The organism is Rubrivivax albus, assembly GCF_004016515.1.
In the GTDB taxonomy this organism is placed as follows: domain Bacteria; phylum Pseudomonadota; class Gammaproteobacteria; order Burkholderiales; family Burkholderiaceae_C; genus Rubrivivax; species Rubrivivax albus.
Genome location: NZ_SACT01000013.1, coordinates 1 through 17,418, shown reverse-complemented (window position 1 = coordinate 17,418; position 17,418 = coordinate 1). Strand labels below are relative to the sequence as shown.

The 17,418-nt window shown below is 67.2% G+C and carries 21 protein-coding genes; 9 read left to right on the top strand and 12 right to left on the bottom strand.

All coding sequences use genetic code 11. From position 1 onward, the window contains the following. Nucleotides 1–26: 26 nt before the first annotated feature. Complete coding sequence (locus ENE75_RS23710) at nucleotides 27–608, bottom strand: superoxide dismutase (protein ID WP_128201378.1); 582 nt, start codon at nucleotides 606–608, stop codon at nucleotides 27–29. Between the two features lie 28 nt (nucleotides 609–636). After that, nucleotides 637–1,986, bottom strand: coding sequence for an exodeoxyribonuclease VII large subunit (gene xseA / locus ENE75_RS23705; RefSeq protein ID WP_128201376.1), 1,350 nt, complete (start codon nucleotides 1,984–1,986; stop codon nucleotides 637–639). A gap of 81 nt (nucleotides 1,987–2,067) precedes the next feature. Between xseA and ENE75_RS23700 the strand changes: the two genes are divergently transcribed. The 8 genes from ENE75_RS23700 to ENE75_RS23665 all read left to right on the top strand — a co-directional run bounded on the left by ENE75_RS23700 (nucleotide 2,068) and on the right by ENE75_RS23665 (nucleotide 7,861). Next, entirely contained in the window at nucleotides 2,068–2,724 is a 657-nt protein-coding gene (locus ENE75_RS23700; RefSeq protein ID WP_128201374.1) for a MotA/TolQ/ExbB proton channel family protein, read from the top strand. Then, on the top strand, nucleotides 2,721–3,140 hold the full coding sequence (locus ENE75_RS23695) for an ExbD/TolR family protein (RefSeq protein WP_128201372.1): 420 nt from the start codon (nucleotides 2,721–2,723) through the stop codon (nucleotides 3,138–3,140). Before ENE75_RS23700 ends, ENE75_RS23695 begins: the two co-directional genes overlap by 4 nt. A 1-nt stretch (nucleotide 3,141) precedes the next feature. Then, nucleotides 3,142–4,191, top strand: coding sequence for a tetraacyldisaccharide 4'-kinase (gene lpxK, locus ENE75_RS23690; RefSeq protein WP_128201370.1), 1,050 nt, complete (start codon nucleotides 3,142–3,144; stop codon nucleotides 4,189–4,191). A 5-nt stretch (nucleotides 4,192–4,196) separates the two neighbouring features. Further along, nucleotides 4,197–4,397, top strand: coding sequence for a Trm112 family protein (locus tag ENE75_RS23685; RefSeq protein ID WP_128201368.1), 201 nt, complete (start codon nucleotides 4,197–4,199; stop codon nucleotides 4,395–4,397). Between the two features lie 10 nt (nucleotides 4,398–4,407). After that, a complete protein-coding gene (kdsB, locus tag ENE75_RS23680; protein WP_128201366.1) occupies nucleotides 4,408–5,151 on the top strand; it encodes a 3-deoxy-manno-octulosonate cytidylyltransferase in 744 nt (247 codons plus the stop codon). A gap of 197 nt (nucleotides 5,152–5,348) precedes the next feature. Continuing rightward, nucleotides 5,349–6,002 (top strand): adenylate kinase, encoded by a 654-nt coding sequence (adk, locus tag ENE75_RS23675; RefSeq protein ID WP_128201364.1) that lies wholly within the window; start codon nucleotides 5,349–5,351, stop codon nucleotides 6,000–6,002. A gap of 94 nt (nucleotides 6,003–6,096) precedes the next feature. After that, nucleotides 6,097–6,855 (top strand): 3-hydroxyacyl-CoA dehydrogenase, encoded by a 759-nt coding sequence (locus tag ENE75_RS23670; RefSeq protein WP_128201362.1) that lies wholly within the window; start codon nucleotides 6,097–6,099, stop codon nucleotides 6,853–6,855. Nucleotides 6,856–6,883: 28 nt separating this feature from the next. After that, entirely contained in the window at nucleotides 6,884–7,861 is a 978-nt protein-coding gene (locus tag ENE75_RS23665) for a class I SAM-dependent methyltransferase (protein WP_128201360.1), read from the top strand. 117 nt (nucleotides 7,862–7,978) lie between these two features. Here ENE75_RS23665 and ENE75_RS23660 read toward each other — a convergent pair whose 3' ends face one another. From ENE75_RS23660 to ENE75_RS23640, 5 genes are all read right to left on the bottom strand, one after another. Continuing rightward, on the bottom strand, nucleotides 7,979–10,504 hold the full coding sequence (locus ENE75_RS23660; protein ID WP_158289075.1) for a TonB-dependent receptor plug domain-containing protein: 2,526 nt from the start codon (nucleotides 10,502–10,504) through the stop codon (nucleotides 7,979–7,981). A gap of 405 nt (nucleotides 10,505–10,909) precedes the next feature. Continuing rightward, on the bottom strand, nucleotides 10,910–11,818 hold the full coding sequence (locus ENE75_RS23655; RefSeq protein WP_128201356.1) for an LD-carboxypeptidase: 909 nt from the start codon (nucleotides 11,816–11,818) through the stop codon (nucleotides 10,910–10,912). Then, complete coding sequence (gene tadA, locus ENE75_RS23650; protein WP_128201437.1) at nucleotides 11,815–12,333, bottom strand: tRNA adenosine(34) deaminase TadA; 519 nt, start codon at nucleotides 12,331–12,333, stop codon at nucleotides 11,815–11,817. The genes ENE75_RS23655 and tadA overlap by 4 nt, the downstream gene beginning before the upstream one ends. Nucleotides 12,334–13,068: 735 nt before the next feature. Further along, the gene (locus tag ENE75_RS23645) at nucleotides 13,069–13,455 is read right to left on the bottom strand and encodes a hypothetical protein (RefSeq protein WP_128201354.1); all 387 of its coding nucleotides are present in this window, start codon (nucleotides 13,453–13,455) and stop codon (nucleotides 13,069–13,071) included. Nucleotides 13,456–13,615: 160 nt separating this feature from the next. Next, nucleotides 13,616–14,020, bottom strand: a complete 405-nt coding sequence (locus ENE75_RS23640; protein WP_128201352.1) for a VOC family protein — start codon at nucleotides 14,018–14,020, stop codon at nucleotides 13,616–13,618. A gap of 134 nt (nucleotides 14,021–14,154) precedes the next feature. On the opposite strand from ENE75_RS23640, the gene ENE75_RS23635 reads away from it, so the two are divergent. Continuing rightward, nucleotides 14,155–15,120, top strand: a complete 966-nt coding sequence (locus ENE75_RS23635; protein ID WP_445677793.1) for an IS30 family transposase — start codon at nucleotides 14,155–14,157, stop codon at nucleotides 15,118–15,120. 152 nt (nucleotides 15,121–15,272) lie between these two features. Here ENE75_RS23635 and ENE75_RS23630 read toward each other — a convergent pair whose 3' ends face one another. The 5 genes from ENE75_RS23630 to ENE75_RS25540 form a co-directional block, all read right to left on the bottom strand. Next, a complete protein-coding gene (locus tag ENE75_RS23630; RefSeq protein WP_128201349.1) occupies nucleotides 15,273–15,605 on the bottom strand; it encodes a type II toxin-antitoxin system HicB family antitoxin in 333 nt (110 codons plus the stop codon). Then, nucleotides 15,602–15,856 carry a type II toxin-antitoxin system HicA family toxin gene (locus tag ENE75_RS23625; RefSeq protein ID WP_128201348.1) on the bottom strand — a complete coding sequence of 85 codons (255 nt, stop codon included), beginning with the start codon at nucleotides 15,854–15,856 and terminating at the stop codon, nucleotides 15,602–15,604. Before ENE75_RS23625 ends, ENE75_RS23630 begins: the two co-directional genes overlap by 4 nt. A gap of 179 nt (nucleotides 15,857–16,035) precedes the next feature. Next, nucleotides 16,036–16,521 (bottom strand): DUF2569 domain-containing protein, encoded by a 486-nt coding sequence (locus tag ENE75_RS23620; protein WP_158289074.1) that lies wholly within the window; start codon nucleotides 16,519–16,521, stop codon nucleotides 16,036–16,038. A gap of 210 nt (nucleotides 16,522–16,731) precedes the next feature. Continuing rightward, a complete protein-coding gene (locus ENE75_RS23615; RefSeq protein WP_233259252.1) occupies nucleotides 16,732–17,193 on the bottom strand; it encodes a GNAT family N-acetyltransferase in 462 nt (153 codons plus the stop codon). 32 nt (nucleotides 17,194–17,225) lie between these two features. Continuing rightward, nucleotides 17,226–17,418, bottom strand: a 193-nt coding sequence (locus ENE75_RS25540) for a hypothetical protein (RefSeq protein ID WP_233259251.1), incomplete at its 5' end; no start/stop codon positions are given.

Here is a 17,418-nt window from a genome sequence, read left to right as displayed (position 1 = left end):
GGGCAACGGCCCGGTCAGGCTGAAGCTCAGGCGAAGTTCGCCTCGGCGAAGTCCCAGTTCACCAGCTTGTCGAGGAAAGTCTCGACGAACTTCGGACGCAGGTTGCGGTAGTCGATGTAGTAAGCGTGTTCCCACACGTCCACCGTCAGCAGCGCCTTGTCGGCGGTGGTCAGCGGCGTGCCGGCGGCACCCGTGTTGACGATGTCCACCGAACCGTCGGCCTTCTTCACCAGCCAGGTCCAGCCGGAACCGAAGTTGCCGACCGCCGACTTGACGAAGGCCTCCTTGAAGGCGGCGTAGCTGCCCCACTTGGCGGTGATGGCCGCGGCCAGCGCGCCCTTGGGCTCGCCACCACCGTTGGGCTTCATGCAGTGCCAGAAGAAGGTGTGGTTCCAGATCTGGGCGGCGTTGTTGTAAATGCCGCCGCTGGACTTCCTGACGATCTCCTCCAGCGACATCGACTCGAACTCGGTGCCCTTCTGGAGGTTGTTCAGGTTGACGACGTAGGCGTTGTGGTGCTTGCCATGGTGGAACTCCAGCGTCTCACGGCTGTAGTGCGGAGCCAGGGCGTCCAGGGCATACGGCAGGGCGGGCAGGGTGTGTTCCATGGGTTCCTCCGGAGGTGAATCATGCATTCTAGGCAGAGCCCCGAGACCCCGTTCTCCGGCGGGGTGCGGGGGCAGGTGAGGTGCCCGGGCCCGGCGTCACCGTCGTCACCTGCAGCGCCGCCCGGCCATCGGCCCAGACGCCCTGCACGGTCTGCCCGGGATCCAGCTGCGCCACCTGGGTGACCGGCCGGCCGTCGCCCGCCTCCACCCAGGCGTAGCCTCGCGACAGCACGGCGCGTGGGTCCAGCGCCTGCAGGCGCTGGGCCAGCGTGTCGAGCCGCTGGTGCGCGTCGTGCAGCGCGCTCCGCGCCGCGTGCTGGAGCCGGTCGGCCCGCCGTGGCAGTGCGGCGGCTGCGTGGTCGACGCGGCGGGCGAAGGCCGACTCCAGGGCGTGCGCCAGCGTGTCCACACGCTGGCGCTGGCGCGCCACGGCGCGCCCCGGCCGGGCCAGCCGCAGCGCCGTCAGGTCCAGCCGCTGGGCCTGGGTCTGCAGGCGCCGGGCCACCCGGTGGCGCATGGCCTCGGCCTGGGCCTGGAGGGCGTCGAGCAGCACCTGGCGGGCGGTGCAGGCCATCTCCGCGGCCGCGGTGGGCGTGGGCGCCCGCAGGTCGGCCGCCAGGTCACACAGGGTCACGTCGGTCTCGTGACCCACACCGCAGACCACCGGGATCGGGCTGGCCGCCACGGCGCGCACCAATGCTTCGTCGTTGAAGGCCCAGAGGTCTTCCAGCGAGCCGCCACCGCGCACCAGCAGCAGCGTGTCCACCTCGCGCCGTGCGGCCGCGGCCGCGAGCGCGCGCACCAGGGCCGCCGGCGCGTCGGCACCCTGCACCGGGGCCGGGTAGACCACCACCGGCACGTGCGGGGCCCGGCGGGCCAAGGCGGTCAGCACATCGTGCAGGGCCGCGGCCTGCAGCGAAGTGACGATGCCCACCGCCCGGGGGTGCGCTGCGATGGGCCGCTTGCGCGCGGGGTCGAACAGCCCGGCCGCCTGGAGCTGATCGCGCAGGCGCAGGAACTGCTCGTAGAGGCTGCCCACACCCGCGCGCTGCATGGCCTCGACGACGAACTGCAGTTCGCCACGCGGCTCGTACACCGCGAGCCGGCCGCGCAGTTCCACCCGCTGGCCGTCGGCCGGCACGAAGGCCAGCATCGACGCGGCGCGGCGGAACATCGCGCAGCGCAGCGTGGCGGCGGCGCCGTCGGCGTCCTTGAGCGTGAAGTAGCAGTGCCCGCTGGCCGCGCGCGTAAAGCCGGAAAGCTCGCCGCGGACGCTGACGGCACCGAAGCGGGCCGACAAGGCGTCGCCGACGGCCAGCAGCAGGGCCGAGACATCCCAGAGGATGCGTTGGGAGGGATTGGAAACCGTTGGAATCATGCGGGCGGGCACCGCGATCGATGCGCTGGGGCATCGTCCATAATCGTCCGCGTCCTGCGCAGCATCCTCGGAACCCGACCCTTGTTTTCCATCATACAAGCCGCCGGCTGGCCGATCTGGCTGCTCATCGCCTGCTCCATCGTCGCGCTCGCCCTGATCCTCGAGCGCCTGTATCAACTGCGTCGGGTGCGCGTGGCCCCGCCCAGCCTGCTGGACGAGGTGCTGGGCGTCACCCGCACCAGCCTGCCGTCGGCCGACGTGGTGGGCAAGCTGGCCGAGAACTCCGCGCTGGGTTACGTGCTGGCCGCCGGCCTGCGCAGCGTGATCGCCGAGCCGCGCATCAGCGAGGACGCGCTGCGCCAGTCGATCGAGAACGCGGGCCGCGAGGCCGTGCACCGCACCGAGCGCTACCTCAATGCACTGGGCACCATCGCCGCGGCGGCACCGCTGCTGGGTCTGTTCGGCACCGTCATCGGCATGATCGAGATCTTCGGTGCGCAGGGTGCCGACGGCACCACCAACCCGCAGCAGCTGGCGCATGGCATCTCGATCGCGCTGTACAACACCGCCTTCGGCCTCATCGTGGCCATTCCGTCGCTGATGTTCTACCGCTACTTCCGCGGCCTGGTGGACAGTTTCCAGCTGTCGATGGAGCTGGCAGCGGCGCGGCTGCTGCCGCACCTGCTGCGCTTCACGGTGCGCGGCGCGTCGGGCGGTAACGGGGCGACCGGCGCATGAACTTCCATCGCCAACGCCCGGAGGAACCGGAGATCAACCTGATCCCGTTCATCGACGTGCTGCTGGTGATCCTGATCTTCCTGATGCTGTCGACCACCTACTCGCGCTTCACGGAGCTGCAGGTGAACCTGCCGACGGCCAACGCCGACAAGCTGCCCGAACGGCCGGGCGAGATCATCGTGGCGGTCTCCGGCGACGGCCGCTACAGCGTGCGCGGCGAGCTCGTGGACGGCCGCAGCGTGGAGCAGCTCAGCGCGGTGCTCAGCGCCGCGGCGGCCGGCAACCGCGATGCGATGGTCATCGTCTCGGCCGATGCCCTGGCGGCCCACCAGTCGGTGATGAACGTGCTCGACGCCGCACGGCGTGCCGGCCTGGTGCGCCTGACCTTCGCCGCCCAGGCCGGCGGCACACCCTGACGTGAACACACCCGGGGCGGCGCTGGAGCGTGCGCTGCTCGCCGCCTGGTTCGACCGGCCCACCCCCCCCTGGCCACTGCGGCCGCTGAGCCTGCTCTACTGCGGCCTGGCGGGCCTAGCCGCCCTGCCCTGGCGCCTGGGCTGGCGCCGCCCGTGGCGCGCGCCCTGCCCGGTGATCGTGGTCGGCAACCTGATCGTCGGCGGCGCCGGCAAGACGCCGACGGTGATCGCGCTGGTGCAGGCGCTTCAGGATGCCGGGTGGCACCCGGGCGTGGTCTCACGGGGCCACGGCCGCCAGTCGCGGGGCGTGGTCGTCGCCGAGGCCGGGCTGGACGCGCGACGACTAGGTGATGAGCCATGGCTCATCCGGCGCCGCACCGGCGTCCCGTTGGCCGTCGGCGAACGGCGGGCAGATGCCGCCGATGCGCTGCTGAGCGCGGCACCCGAGATCGACGTGCTGGTGGCCGACGACGGCCTGCAGCACCACGCGCTGGCCCGCGACCTGGCCGTGTGGGTGTTCGACGAGCGCGGCGCTGGCAACGGCGCCCTGCTGCCGGCCGGCCCGCTGCGCCAGCCCCTGCCAGCGACACTGCCCCCGGCCACCTGGGTGCTGTACAACGCGCCCGCGCCCAGCACCGACCTGCCGGGTGAGGTGGCCCAGCGCAGCCTGTCCGGTGCCGTGTCGCTGGCCGATTGGCACGCGGGCGCACCGATGGACCCGCAGGCACTGCTGGCGCTGCGCCACCGCCCAGTGCATGCCATCGCGGGCATCGGTTCGCCGGAGCGCTTCTTCACCATGCTGCGGGCCGCGGGCCTGACCTGCACGACTCAGCCGCTGCCCGACCACGCCGACATGTCCACCCCGCTCTGGCCGCCAGGCACACCCGACGTGCTTTGCACGGAGAAGGACGCGGCCAAGCTCGACCCGACCCGCGTGGGCCCGGCTCGCGTCTGGGTCGTCGGACTAGACTTCCAACTGCCGCCTGCCCTGGTAGACCAACTGCTGGCCGGTCTGGCACCCACCCCGAGATCCACCGGCGAAACCCGCTGAAGACCATGGACCACCGACTGCTGCACCTGCTCGTCTGCCCGATCTGCAAGGGCCCGCTGACCCTGCTGCGGGACGAGGCCCAGCGCCCGGCCGAACTGGCTTGCCGCGCCGACCGCCTGGCCTTCCCGATCCGCGACGGCATTCCGGTGATGCTGGAATCCGAGGCCCGGGCCTGGGAGTTCGATGCCGAGGCGCCCACGCCCTGATGGTCTGGTGATGGATTTCAGCATCCTGATCCCGGCCCGACTGGCCTCGACGCGCCTGCCCGACAAGCCGCTGGCCGACATTGCCGGCAAGCCGATGGTGGTCCGCGTGGCCGACCGCGTGGCCACTGCCGGCGCCGAACGGGTCGTCGTGGCCACCGACGCGCAGCGTGTGGTCGACGCCTGCGCGGCCCACGGGGTGCAGGCCGTGATGACGCGCAGCGACCATGCCAGCGGCAGCGACCGCCTGGCCGAGGCCTGCGAGCAACTCGGGCTCGATGGCGACGACGTGGTCGTCAATGTGCAGGGCGACGAACCGCTGATCGACCCGGCGCTGGTGCGCGACTGCGCCAGGCTGCTGGCCGAGCACCCGGAATGCGCCGTGGCCACCGCCGCCCACGCCATCCACGACCTCGACGAGTTCCGCAACCCGAACGTGGTCAAGGTGGTGCTCGACGCGGCCGGCCGCGCGCTGTACTTCAGCCGCGCACCCATCCCCTGCTGGCGTGACGGCGGCGGCGCCCTGCCCCAGCCCGCACCACTGCGGCACATGGGCCTGTACGCCTACCGCGCCGGCTTTCTGCGCCGCTTCCCGACACTACCCCCGGCCCCCACGGAACAACTCGAGGCACTGGAGCAACTGCGCGTGCTGTGGCACGGCGAGCGCATCGCGGTGCTCGTGAGCCCGCTGGCGCCGGGCCCGGGCATCGACACGCCCGAGGACCTGGCTCGCGTGCGGGCGCAATGGGGCCGTTGAAGCGCAATTGACACGCGTCCGCGGCTTCGCGGGGAGGCCGCCGCACCCCATAGGCCGCGTCAGGCTGGTGCAGGTATGTGCGTGCTATTCTGCTTGTGGAGACAGCAGATCGTGCCGGAAGGCGCCTGCCGGCCACGATGGCACGTCGCGGGCCGGAGCGATCGCGCACCACCCCCAAAGATGACGCGAGGAGCGAGATGAGATTGATCCTGTTGGGCGCGCCCGGCGCCGGCAAAGGCACGCAGGCCACGATGATCTGCAAGAAGTACGGCATCCCGCAGATCTCGACCGGCGACATGCTGCGCGCCGCCGTCAAGGCCGGCACGCCCCTGGGCGTCGCGGCCAAGAAGGTGATGGACAGCGGCGGCCTAGTCAGCGACGACATCATCATCGGCCTGGTCAAGGAGCGCATCGCGCAGCCGGACTGCGCCAACGGCTTCCTGTTCGACGGCTTCCCGCGCACGATCCCGCAGGCCGACGCGATGAAGGCCGCCGGCGTGAAGCTCGACGTGGTGCTGGAGATCGACGTGCCCGACGCGGCCATCATCGAGCGCATGAGCGGCCGCCTGTCGCACCCGGCCAGCGGCCGCAGCTACCACGTCAAGTTCAACCCGCCGAAAACCCCTGGCGTCGACGACGTGACCGGCGAGCCGCTGGTGCAACGCGACGACGACAAGGAAGAGACCGTGCGCAAGCGCCTGGAGGTCTACCAGGCGCAGACCCGCCCGCTGGTGGACTACTACTCGGCCTGGGCCACCACCGGCGACGCCGGCGCGCCGCGCTACGCGAAGATCAGCGGCATGGGCAGCGTCGACGAGATCACGGCCCGGGCGTTCGCCGCCCTCGGCTGAATCGTCCTGTCCGACCAACCACGCGGCCTGCGGGCCGCGTTGTCGTTTGCCGCACAATTGACGTTTACGTCAACGTCACACGCAAGGAGCACACATGGACATCGCAGGCAAGGTCTTCATCGTCACCGGCGGCGCCAGCGGGCTGGGCGAAGGCACGGCACGCATGCTGGCCGCGCATGGCGGCAAGGTCGTCGTGGCCGACCTGCAGGTCGAGCGCGGCGAGGCCGTGGCCAAGGAGATCGGCGGCGTGTTCGTGAAGTGCGACGTCAGCCAGGAAGCCGACGGCCAGGCCGTCGTGGCCGCGGCCACCGGCCTGGGCAAGCTGATGGGCCTGGTCAACTGCGCCGGCATCGCCCCCGCGGTCAAGACCGTCGGCAAGGACGGCGCGCACCCCCTGGCCGTCTACAGCAAGGTGATCACGGTCAACCTGATCGGCACCTTCAACATGATCCGCCTGGCCGCCGAGGCCATGTGCAAGAACGACCCGGAACCCACCGGCGAGCGCGGCGTGATGATCAGCACCGCCAGCGTGGCCGCGTACGACGGGCAGATCGGGCAGGCGGCCTATGCCGCCAGCAAGGGCGGCGTGGTGGGCATGACGCTGCCGGTCGCGCGCGACCTGGCGCGCAACGGCATCCGCAACATGACCATCGCCCCGGGCATCTTCGGCACGCCGATGCTGTTCTCGATGCCGCAGGAGGTGCAGGACGCGCTGGCCGCCAGCGTGCCCTTCCCCAGCCGCCTGGGCACGCCGGCCGACTACGCCAAGCTGGTGCACCAGATCGTCACCAACGACATGCTCAACGGCGAGGTGATCCGGCTCGACGGCGCGATCCGGATGGCGCCGAAGTGATCGGTGCGTCGCTAGCGCCCGCGGCGTCATGCCCGACGCGCTGAAGCTGCGTCAGGCCGTCTGGTCCCGCCACTGGGCCAGCGGCGCCGGGCACAGCTGTGCCGGCAGCTTCGGGCGTGACTATGGCGGTGAGATCGCCGCCTTCTGGCGGGCGATGCACGCCACGACACCCAGCGGTGCCTGCGTGCTGGACCTGGCCACCGGCGGGGGCGCCGTGCCACGCCTGTTGCTGCACAGCCGGCCCGACCTGCCAGTGGACCTGCACGCCGTGGACCTGGCCACCACGGCGCCTGCCTGGGTGCGCGAACGGCCCCCCGGCGCGCCCGGGCGCGTGACCTTTCATGGCGGCACCCGGGTGGAGGCGCTGCCGCTCCGCGCCGCCAGCGTCGACCTCGTCACCAGCCAGTACGGCATCGAGTACGCCGAGGTCGACGCGGCGCTGGATGAAGTGCTGAGGGTACGCGCCCCCCGCGGCCGCATCGCCTTCGTGCTCCATCACGCCGAATCGCGCCCTGTCCGGCTGGCAGCCATCGAACTGGCGCACCTCGCCATGCTGCTGGGCCCTGACGGCCTGGTGGCCGCCTGCGCCGCCATGCTGAGGCCGATGGCACAGGCAGCCACGCGCGAGGGACGGGCACGCCTGGCGCAGGACAGCACGGCCCACGCCGCCCGCCAGGCCTTCAACGCGGCGCAGTCGGCCGTGACAGCCCGTGGACGCGCGCAACCCGATGGTGCGGACGTGCTCGGTGAGGCCCAGGATGCCGCTGCCCAGCTGCTCGCGCTGGCGGGGCAGCGCGGTGAGGCCGTGGCCCACGATGCCCATGCACGCTGGCTGCAGCACCTGCAGGATGCACGCTTGCGACTGGAGGAACTTCGACGCTGTGCGCTGGACGCGCCGGCGCTCCAGGGCTGGGTGCAACGCCTGCAGCGGCACGGCCTAAAGGTCGAGACCGCCACACTGGCCGAGGGCCCGCACCTGATGGGGTGGACCCTGCTGGCCGCCTGATCTGGCGCAGACTGGCACCTGAATGAAGAAGGCCGCGGCTGTCGAAACAGCCGCGGCCTTGCAGACCGGGTGCCGTGGTGGCCGTGTGGCCACCGCGGCATCACACCATCAGCGAGATCAGAACTTCGCTTCCAGACGGCCGTACCACTGCTTGCCGTACTGGTCGTAGAGGTCGAAGTTGAACTGGCGGGTGTCCGCCGACACAGCCTGGGGCAGCTTGCCGCCCAGGTTCAGCGCGCCCAGCGTCAGGCTCACGCCCTTGACCGGGGTGTCCCACTTCACCTGCAGGTCGTGCGTGACGTAGCTGCCGACGAAACCGACGCCGTCGTCACCGTTCTTGCCGATGTAGTTCACCGCCCAGGTGGTGGCGAACGGGCCCAGCAGCCAACGGTTGGTCAGGGTCGCGCGGTCCTTCGGAGCACCGAACTCGCCTTCGAAGCTCACGCCATTGGTCGACGCCTTGACCAGGTGCGAGTACACCAGGCTGTGGCGGAAGGTGCCCAGGCCGCTGTACTTGTGTTGCAGGTCGGCCTTCAGGTCGATGCCCTGGCGAACCAGTTCACCCTCGTTCGTCGCACCGCGCACCACCTGGGTGATGAAGCCGGTGGCCGGATCGCGGGTGACGCTCAGGCCGGCCGGGATCGGCAGCGAGCTGCTGCCGTTGTCACGGTTGACCAGGGTCTGGGCCGAGACGTTCGAGATCACGTCGGTGATCTTGATGTCCCAGTAGGTCAGGTCGATGCTGAAGTTCGGCGTGATGTCCCACACACCGCCCAGCGCAAACTGGGTGGCGCTTTCCGAGGTCAGCGCCGGGTTGGAGATCACCAGGCCGTTGATCTGGAACGACGGGTTGCCATCGCACACCGCCTGCGTGTTGCCGTCGGCCAGGCAGTGCTGCTCGTCGACGATCGAATCCGCGCTGAACGACGGCTTCTGCGTCAGCTGGGGCAGCGTCGGCGCCGAGAAGCCCTTGCCGTACGAGGCACGCAGCGTCAGGTTCGACATCGGCTGGAAGCGCAGCGCGACCTTCGGCGAGAAGTCCGAACCGTAGTCCGAGTACTTCTCGTAGCGGGCCGAGATGGTTGCTTCCAGCGACTTGGTCAGCGGCAGCAGCAGTTCGCCGGCCAGCGACGTGACCTCACGGCCACCGCCAGCGGAGTTGCCGGCGCTGCCCAGCACCACGCCGCCTTCGCTCAGGCTGTCGTAGATGTCGGAGTAGTTCTCCTCGCGGTACTCGGCGCCCAGGAAGATGGCCGCAGTGCCGCCACCCATCTTGAACAGGTCACGCGTGGCGCTGGCGTAGAACTCCTTCTGGTCCCAGACGCTGTCACGGCCGGTGGTGGTCGTGAAGCCGGCGAGCACCAGGGGATCGGCGCCGAACGGGTCCAGGATGTCGTAGTCGCCGGCCACGATGGCCTGACGGGCGAGCGATTCCACGACGTAGCCACGGCCGATCTCGTAGTACTGCGAGACCGTCTTGCGCATGCCGAAGTCGACATCCCAGCCCGCGACCACACCCTTCAAGCCAACCTGCACGTCGTACAGCTGGCCGTCGCTCTCGGTGTCACGGTTGCCGCCAGCGGCGAAACGGTGGCCAAGGTAGACATCACGGCCAGCGTTGGCGGCCTGGGCGGCCGGGCTCATCAGGTTCCACGCCGCGGTGCCCTGCTCGATCAGCACGAAGCCCGGCACCGGCGCATAGCGGCCGAAGCTGGTGTTGCGCACGACGGAGCCGTTGAAGTAGGCCGACCAGTCATCGTTGATCGTGACTTCGCCACGGCCGAAGATCGACTTGTTGCCGGTTTCGGCTTCGTCGGCCGCCGTCCCGGAGAAGTCGTAGCGGCAGCGGCCACCCGAGTAGTAGAAGAGGTTGTTGCCGTCGATCGATTCGCAGGTGGCCTGCCCGCCCACCGCCTCGATGAAGGCGCCGGTATCGGTGAAGAAGTTGTTCGAGAACGACGACGCGCCGCGCACCGTGCCCAGGGGGCTGTCGCGTTGCCAGATGATCTCGCGGTTGTTCGACGAGGCGCCGATCAGCATGCGGCCACGGTCGCTGGACAGGCCGAACACGGCGGACATCTCTTCGCGGTCGCCGCCCTTGACGGACGGGCTGGTCTGGCCGTAGCGCAGCACGCCGCCTTCGAAGTCCTTGCGCATGATCACGTTGACCACGCCGCCGATGGCGTCGGAGCCGTAGATCGCCGAGGCGCCGTCGGTCAGGATCTCGATGCGCTCGACGGCGGCCATCGGGATCGAGTTGATGTCGGCGGCATCACCCACGTTCGGCGACTTGGCCACGCGGCGGCCATCCACCAGCACCAGGGTGCGGCGCGAACCCAGGCCGCGCAGGTTGACTTCGGAGAAGCTCTGCGCGCTGCTGCCGCTCTGCGGGCGGAAGTTGCCGAACGACGCGAACGACACCGTGCGCATGAAGTCGGCCACGGTGACCGCGCCGCTGGCTTCGAGCTGCTCGCGGCTGACCACGGTAACCGGCAGGGCGCCTTCGGTGTCGGCACGCTTGATGCGCGAACCGGTGACCTCGACGCGTTGAGCGTCCTGCGCCACGACGGGCATCGACGTCACTGCGACGGCACCGCCGATCGCGAGCAGCACGCCGACAGAGACTTTCGTCCTCTTGAACATGAACCACACTCCTGAAGGAAGGTTGAGCGATAGACCCAGTTGCGGGAGCAATCCGCGTGCCGGCTTTGTGAACCGACCGTGACCGTCCGCCCGAAACATGTAGTCGGATTGTCACGGGAACGGCTTTGTCGCCCTTCTTCGGGAAATCCATGACCGGTTACCCGTGCCAGACATCCAGGGATCGAACAGGCACGATGAAGTGCCTCAAACCCCTTGATTTCAAAGGATCACACCGTCGAGGGGCGACGTCGCCCCGAACCCGATGGACCGGAGTTTAGGGACAAGTCCCTACACCCCTGGTCACAAGGCGTTGGCCATTCGCAACACACCCCTGTAACACAGGGATGCGCACGCACGACCGTGGTGCGCGCGCCAAAGCCGCTGCGCCCGGCCTGGGCGATGTCTTCAGCGCCCGTGTCCCCAGGCCAGCAGCGCCTGGCGCCCCTCCACCACGAGGTCCACCCGCCGCCCCAGAGGCAGGCAGACCTTGGTGGGCACATGCCCGAAAGGCAGACCGGTCAACAGCGGGACCTTGGTACGGGACTGCACCGCGGCCAGCGCCTTCGCCAACGAGTAGCCGCGGTCCGTCGGCGCCGGCTTCCAGGCGCTGACCGCCCCCACCAGCACCGCCTTCTGAGCCGACAGCACGCCCGCCTGCAGCAGCTGCAGCAGGCAACGCTCGACCCGGTAGGGGTGCTCGTTGACCTCCTCGATGTACAGCACCCCGCCTCGGACCCGCGGGAAGTGCGGCGTGCCCAGCAAGCTGCACAAGGTGGCCAGATTGCCGCCCCACAACGTGCCACGCACCGCCAGGCCATCTCGCCCCGCATCGGTGCGGAAACCGATGGCCTCGAGTTCGCCACCCATCGCCTCGCAGAAGACGTCGCGCGTGATCTCGTCGACGCCGCCAGCGTCGTCGGCGCGGCCGAAGTCGTCTGCAGCCAGGGGGCCGGCCCAGCTGGGCTGCTTCGCATGCGCGAGCAACCCCATCTGCAGACAGGTCAGATCGCTGTACCCCACCCAGCGCGTGCCGCGCTCGACACTGCGCGCCATCAGCGGCCAGTCGATGCGGTCGAGCAGGCGCATCAGCCCGTAGCCGCCACGGGCCGCCATCGCCACCGATGGCGCATCTTCGGCCACCCGGTGCAGCGCCGCCAGCCTGGTGTCGTCGTCACCGGCAAAGCGTTGATGCCGCGCCAAGGCCGACTCGTCCAGCACGGCGTCGAACCCCAGCGCCTGAAGCCGCCGGCAGGCCAGACGCAGCGGAGGCGCCTTGAGGACCACACCGGCTGGCGAGAAAATAATAAGTTTCACGGTGCGCTGTCCAGTTCGGTGGCATCGCCAGTAGGGATCGACGTCGGCGCACCGGCGGCCGGAAGTCGCCGTTCGGACCGGCGGCGGGCGCGCTTGTCGGCAAAGAACTCCCGCAGCAGTGCGCCGCAGGGCTCAGCCAGAACGCCACCGACGACCTGCGTGTGATGGTTGAGCCGAGGGTCGGCGAAGACGTCCAACACACCGCCGGCCGCGCCGGTCTTCGGATCCGGTGCGCCGAAGATCACGCGTTTGAGCCGCGCGTGAAGCATCGCCATTGCACACATCGCGCACGGCTCCAGCGTCACGAAAAGTTCGCATTCGGGCAGCCTGTAATTGCCCAGCAGCATGGCTCCATGCCGCAGCGCAACGATCTCTGCATGGCCGGTAGGGTCGTGTGTGGTGATGGGCCTGTTGTAGCCGGTGGCGATCACCTGCCCTTGCCGCATCAGGACCGCGCCCACAGGCACCTCGCCGACAAGAAGCGCGTTGTGCGCCTGATCGAGCGCCATGCGCATGGCGATCTCGTCAGGATCCAGGGTAGTTCCATCAGCAGTCACCGTGCCATTGTCGTGCACGTACCAGGCGAGCCGGCCGCGCTGATCAGTCCACGCTCAAGATTGACACGACTGCACCCGAAGCTTGAACCTCGGAACCCTTGTCTGGACGATCTGGTCGATCCCAGCAAGGTTGCCTAGGAGCCCCGCCCCCAAGAAGTACGCAGGATTTCCATGCATCCAGCACTTCGCGTAGACCGCCGCCTCACCGATCTTTCCGTGTAACAGCGACTGTCTGATCTCCGGATGCACGCGCGGTGTTCTCAGCGGCCCAACGTTCGAGCTGAGCCGCGCGCGGCGGCACGACACCTCGCGCGCGAACGACTTGATAGACAACGGACCCTTCGCGGGCCAGGCGCCACGCCGTTGTGCGTCGGCGCTTGAGCGAGGGGGTAGGCCGCAGTCGCAACGTGGATCCCTACCGGGTTACTACGATCGTTGCCGCCGATGTTCTCTTGCCATCGCTCATCGTGACAGTGATCGCATTGCTACCAGCTATCAAAGGAATCGGCGAACTTTTCCAACTGATGGTAAGACCATCGTCAGCATTGCGAATCCACAGATCCGATGCGACTGCCCCGCTTCGGCCACTTTCTCTGTTCCGGTAAGAGAGTTCGTGCACTCCAATCGTGCCAATACGGATGTACTCGCCGCTGTCCGGGCACTCCGACCCGCTCGGAACGAATGAGTGCCCTGTCAGCGTGACAACGTCTTGGTCATGAACTGGACCGTCGCCGCGGCTACTCTGGGCTCGAGCGGGGACAGCAGGACTGCGTATTCGTGTTGGGCGAGGTGGTAACGCGGTCCTAGAGCCTCCTGCATGTGAGCGAGCCATGCGACTTCGGCGTCGGACCAGGCTTTCGCTTGAGCGGCAGGATCGGAGATTGACGAAACCCAGGATCCCACCGCTCTCCAATCTGGCGCTGGAAGGCCTTCCACGACGATCAGAGAAGCCGCAACGTCAAGAACCGAGGAATCCGGCTCTTCGAGATGCGTGGGGGCGGAAACCTGAAAGACCAGATCTGGGGTCTTCTCGGAGGCACTCGACTTGCCCGGAAGGAGTTTGAGCAGACTCTTGAGCATCGCGGATGACGATGCCTTAGTTCCGCCTAACGTTCGAACTAAGCCGCGTGACGCGGCAGGGCGGCTTGCCCGCGCAGCCGATGATGAACAAACACGGCCGCGCGGGCAAGACGGCCTGCCGTGGCACGTCGGCTCTTGAGCGAGGGGTTAGGCGGCACTTTCAACGCCGCCCTTTCCGTGGCTGCAGGAGATCCCACTGATTGCCATACAGATCTCGAAAGACCGCCACGCGTCCATAGGGCATGTCTTGTGGCGCCCGCGTGAACTCAACCCCCTTGGAGCTGTAGTTCGTGTAGTCACGCTCGAAGTCGTCTGTGTGCAAAAAGAGGAAGACTCGGCCGCCAGTCTGGTTCCCCACGTGGCGCGCTTGCTCCGGGTCTGTCGCTCTAGCCAGGAGAACAGCGCACTGCCCACCACCTGGAGGCCTGACAACAACCCAGCGCTTGGACTGCTCGGGCAGCTCCGTGTCTTCGACGAGTTCAAAGCCCAGTACGCCTACATAGAAAGCGATGGCCTCGTCGTACTCGCGTACTATCACAGAGACAAGACCGAGTGCTTGTGGCATTCCAGAATGATGTGAGCTCGCCGCCGCGCGTCTAGTGCCGGGCGGATTGTCAGATCAAGTGCAACACCAGAAGCGAGAAGGGGGTGAGCTGGAATACTGGCCACTTCCTCATCCGGCAAGAAGGGGTTGCAACCATGTCGTATAACCATCTCACCCTCGAAGAACGGTATCTGATCAGCCAGGACAAGTCCATGGGGAAGTCCTTGCGATCCATTGCCAGGCGGTTGCAGCGCAGTGTGGCCACCGTCAGCCGCGAACTCCGCCGCAACGCCGATCGCTCATCTGGCCACTACCGCTACTCCAAGGCACACAGCTACGCCCGGGCGCGGCTGCGCCAGTGCCGCCGTGGTCCCAACTTCGCTGATGATGAGGTAGCGCTCGTGCACGCCAAGCTGCTCGATCGGTGGAGCCCTGAGCAGATCAGCGGGCGCCTGGCTCTGGATCAACTGCTCTTGATCTCCACTTCCACGGTCTACCGCTGGATCGGCAAGGACAAGCGCCGCGGCGGCCAGCTCTGGCGCAGCACCCGACGCCTGAGCCGCCGCTACCGCAAGGGCTACCGCAAGTCAGATTCCCGCGGCAAGCTGCGCGACAAGCCTCCGCTGACCATGCGCCCCATGGACGTCAACCTCCGCCAGGCCTTCGGGCACTGGGAGGGCGACACCGTCATCGGTCGCGATGGCCACCACTGCCTGCTCACGCTGGTCGAGCGCAAGACCCGCTACACCCGCATCATCAAGCTGCCTGCTCGTCGAGCCGTCGAGGTCAACCAGGCCCTGAGCAAGGAACTCGACTTCCTGGGTACGCTGGACATCCGCAGCATCACACTGGACAACGGCACCGAGTTCCATGGCTACGTCGAACTCAAGGAGCGCTTCGGCACCGAGTTCTTCTTCGCCCAGCCCTACCACTCCTGGGAGCGCGGCACGAACGAGAACACCAACGGACTGATCCGCCAGTACTTGCCCAAAGGGATGTGCTTCCGAGATCTCACCCAGGAGCACTGCGACGAAATCGAATCAGCCTTGAATGACAGGCCAAGAAAGATTCTGGGCTACCAAACGCCTTTGGAGGCGTACATTGACGAGTGTTGCGCTTAGTCTGGGAATCCGTGAGGCCTAACGTTCGAGCTAAGCCGCGCGCGGAGGCAGGCGGCGTAAGGCTGGTACGTGATGATGCACCGTGTGCCGCGTGCCAGCCTTGCGCCGCCTGCCGGAGCGGGTCGGCTCGAGCGAGGTGTTAGGCCTCAGTCTCACGCAGCCACTCGCTGCGCCAGCGCTTCTTGAGCCACCGTGTTTATGCTCTTACCCTCGGCCTGCGCAACGATTGCCAACTGTTCGTGAAGCTCAGGTGGGATGCGCAGATTGAACTTGCCCGAGTAGTTCCTACGAGGTTCAATTCCCTTCTCTTTGCAGACCTCCAGGAAGACCTGCAAAGACTTCTTGAACTCGGACCGAAGTTCCTTGGGGTTGCGGCCATAGAAGTCCGCACCGCCATTCAGACCAAGGATCTCACCGCGAAACTGGTCCGTCTCGGCGTCATACTCGATCCGAGCGTGGTACCCCTCAACAGTCATGATGTTCATGGACGAACTCCGTGTTGTTCAAGCCACCTGCGAACGCTTGCAACTGCGCCCTTGTCCGTGTGTGGCGACGGATGCGGGCGATGGAAAACGCGCACCTCACCAAATAAAACCACCGCTACACGACTCCCCTCGCGCTCCGAGACCTCAGCACCGAGTGCCTTGAAGAGCGCTTCGATGTCCTTCCAAGCAATGTTCGCGCTGGTGGGGCGGGAATAGACAGCCTCAAGTGTCTTCTGGTGACCGCGCTTCATGCGGCAATAGTACCATAGGCAGGTACCACGCAGCAGGGCGGCCTCTGAGGCCTAACGTTCGAGCTAAGCCGCGCGCGACGGCGCGGTGCCTGGCCCGCGAAGCGCACGATACACAGCAGGCGCTTCGCGGGCCAGGCGCCGTGCCGTTGCGCGTCGGCGCTTGAGCGAGGGGTTAGGCCTCATTGCACAAAGGTGTTCTTCACACGCCTAGACCTGAGAAAGTAGGGAATCCATATGGCCGCACCGGCAACACTTCGGGAAAGCTCACGAATCGCCTCAGACCCACTTTGCTCTGCCACTGCTGGAATCTGCCCTGCAATTACGTAGTCAAGTACACCGAATACCACGCCCCAACCTAACCAGACGATTGCAAGTCTGGGGGCATGACGTGACTTTTGGAGAAGGAGCGCAAGAGCTATGAGAGCGAGCAGAACTGATCCCACGTTCGCAAAGACTTCGAAGGCAAACAGTGGCGCCCACAAGGGGTGATAGTGCTCTGTTCCAGGGGTAGTCAGCACCGGCCAGATGCCATCACGAATAATCAACCAATGATTCTCGTACAGTGCGTGAAGTGTTCTGAGTGGGCTGACCACCAAACCTATGACGACGAGAATGAGCCATCCTGCGATTCCTTTCGGATCTTCACCAGCTTCCTTCTCTGCCAAGGAGATCTCCTCAATCTTCCGATGTTCGCGATGCAGGCTTCATGAGGCCTAACGTTCGAGCTAAGCCGCGGGCTGCGGCAGGGCGGCTTGCCCGTGCGGCCGATGATGACCAAAGGCGGCCGCGCGGGCAAGCCGCCCTGCCGTAGCCCGTCGGCGCTTGAGCGAGGTGTTAGGCCGCACTCTTTGGCCTGTGCCAGTGAACACACCGCCTCACAGTTCTTTGACCATGAAGACGTTGAACTCCGTGGCCGCGTAGTCGCCGAAGGCGCCACACCAAGCGAAGCCATTCCGCTCATAGAGCGCATGCGCTGGTTCGAACGCTGGGCCTGTGCCTGTTTCGAGGTAGAGGTGCCTGTAGCCACGCCACTTGGCCTCCGCCACGACAGAAGCAAGAACCGCCTGCCCTACCCCTTGGCGAAGGAACTCTGGGCGCGTGCGCATTGACTTGACCTCACCTGAGGTTGCGCTGAGCTCCTTGAGCGCTCCACAGCCACAAAGTCTCTCGTCTTGCCATGCGGTCCAGAACGTAACGTCTGGCGCGCGCAGGCCTTCGATGGCCAAGGCATATACATGGCCTGGAGGAGAGTTTTCTTGCATGCCTGCAAGGTGCTCCGCAATAAGGCTCCTTGCCTCCGCAGAAGACAGATCATCGACTTGCGTGCGGATGGGCAATGTGGGCTCCCTCGTGCGGCCTAACGTTCGAGCTAAGCCGCGCGCAGCGGCGCGGCGCCTAGCCCGCGAAGCGCAGGATACACAGCAGGCGCTTCGCGGTAAGCGTCCGGCGAACCCATCTTGAGTAACGCGTCGGCGACGGCCACGATGGTGTCCACCAAGGAGGCGAGGTGGACACCAACGAAGACGCCAAGCGGCAGGTGCGGCGACGTCACGACCGGGAAC

What these genes read in the sequence shown, in the direction of transcription:
- ENE75_RS23710 (WP_128201378.1), bottom strand. Translation starts at nt 608, where the DNA reads ATGGAACACACCCTGCCCGCCCTGCCGTATGCCCTGGACGCCCTGGCT.
- xseA (WP_128201376.1), bottom strand. Translation starts at nt 1,986, where the DNA reads ATGATTCCAACGGTTTCCAATCCCTCCCAACGCATCCTCTGGGATGTC.
- ENE75_RS23695 (WP_128201372.1), top strand. Translation starts at nt 2,721, where the DNA reads ATGAACTTCCATCGCCAACGCCCGGAGGAACCGGAGATCAACCTGATC.
- ENE75_RS23685 (WP_128201368.1), top strand. Translation starts at nt 4,197, where the DNA reads ATGGACCACCGACTGCTGCACCTGCTCGTCTGCCCGATCTGCAAGGGC.
- kdsB (WP_128201366.1), top strand. Translation starts at nt 4,408, where the DNA reads ATGGATTTCAGCATCCTGATCCCGGCCCGACTGGCCTCGACGCGCCTG.
- adk (WP_128201364.1), top strand. Translation starts at nt 5,349, where the DNA reads ATGAGATTGATCCTGTTGGGCGCGCCCGGCGCCGGCAAAGGCACGCAG.
- ENE75_RS23670 (WP_128201362.1), top strand. Translation starts at nt 6,097, where the DNA reads ATGGACATCGCAGGCAAGGTCTTCATCGTCACCGGCGGCGCCAGCGGG.
- ENE75_RS23665 (WP_128201360.1), top strand. Translation starts at nt 6,884, where the DNA reads ATGCCCGACGCGCTGAAGCTGCGTCAGGCCGTCTGGTCCCGCCACTGG.
- ENE75_RS23660 (WP_158289075.1), bottom strand. Translation starts at nt 10,504, where the DNA reads ATGTTCAAGAGGACGAAAGTCTCTGTCGGCGTGCTGCTCGCGATCGGC.
- tadA (WP_128201437.1), bottom strand. Translation starts at nt 12,333, where the DNA reads ATGCGCATGGCGCTCGATCAGGCGCACAACGCGCTTCTTGTCGGCGAG.
- ENE75_RS23645 (WP_128201354.1), bottom strand. Translation starts at nt 13,455, where the DNA reads ATGCTCAAGAGTCTGCTCAAACTCCTTCCGGGCAAGTCGAGTGCCTCC.
- ENE75_RS23640 (WP_128201352.1), bottom strand. Translation starts at nt 14,020, where the DNA reads ATGCCACAAGCACTCGGTCTTGTCTCTGTGATAGTACGCGAGTACGAC.
- ENE75_RS23635 (WP_445677793.1), top strand. Translation starts at nt 14,155, where the DNA reads ATGTCGTATAACCATCTCACCCTCGAAGAACGGTATCTGATCAGCCAG.
- ENE75_RS23630 (WP_128201349.1), bottom strand. Translation starts at nt 15,605, where the DNA reads ATGAACATCATGACTGTTGAGGGGTACCACGCTCGGATCGAGTATGAC.
- ENE75_RS23625 (WP_128201348.1), bottom strand. Translation starts at nt 15,856, where the DNA reads ATGAAGCGCGGTCACCAGAAGACACTTGAGGCTGTCTATTCCCGCCCC.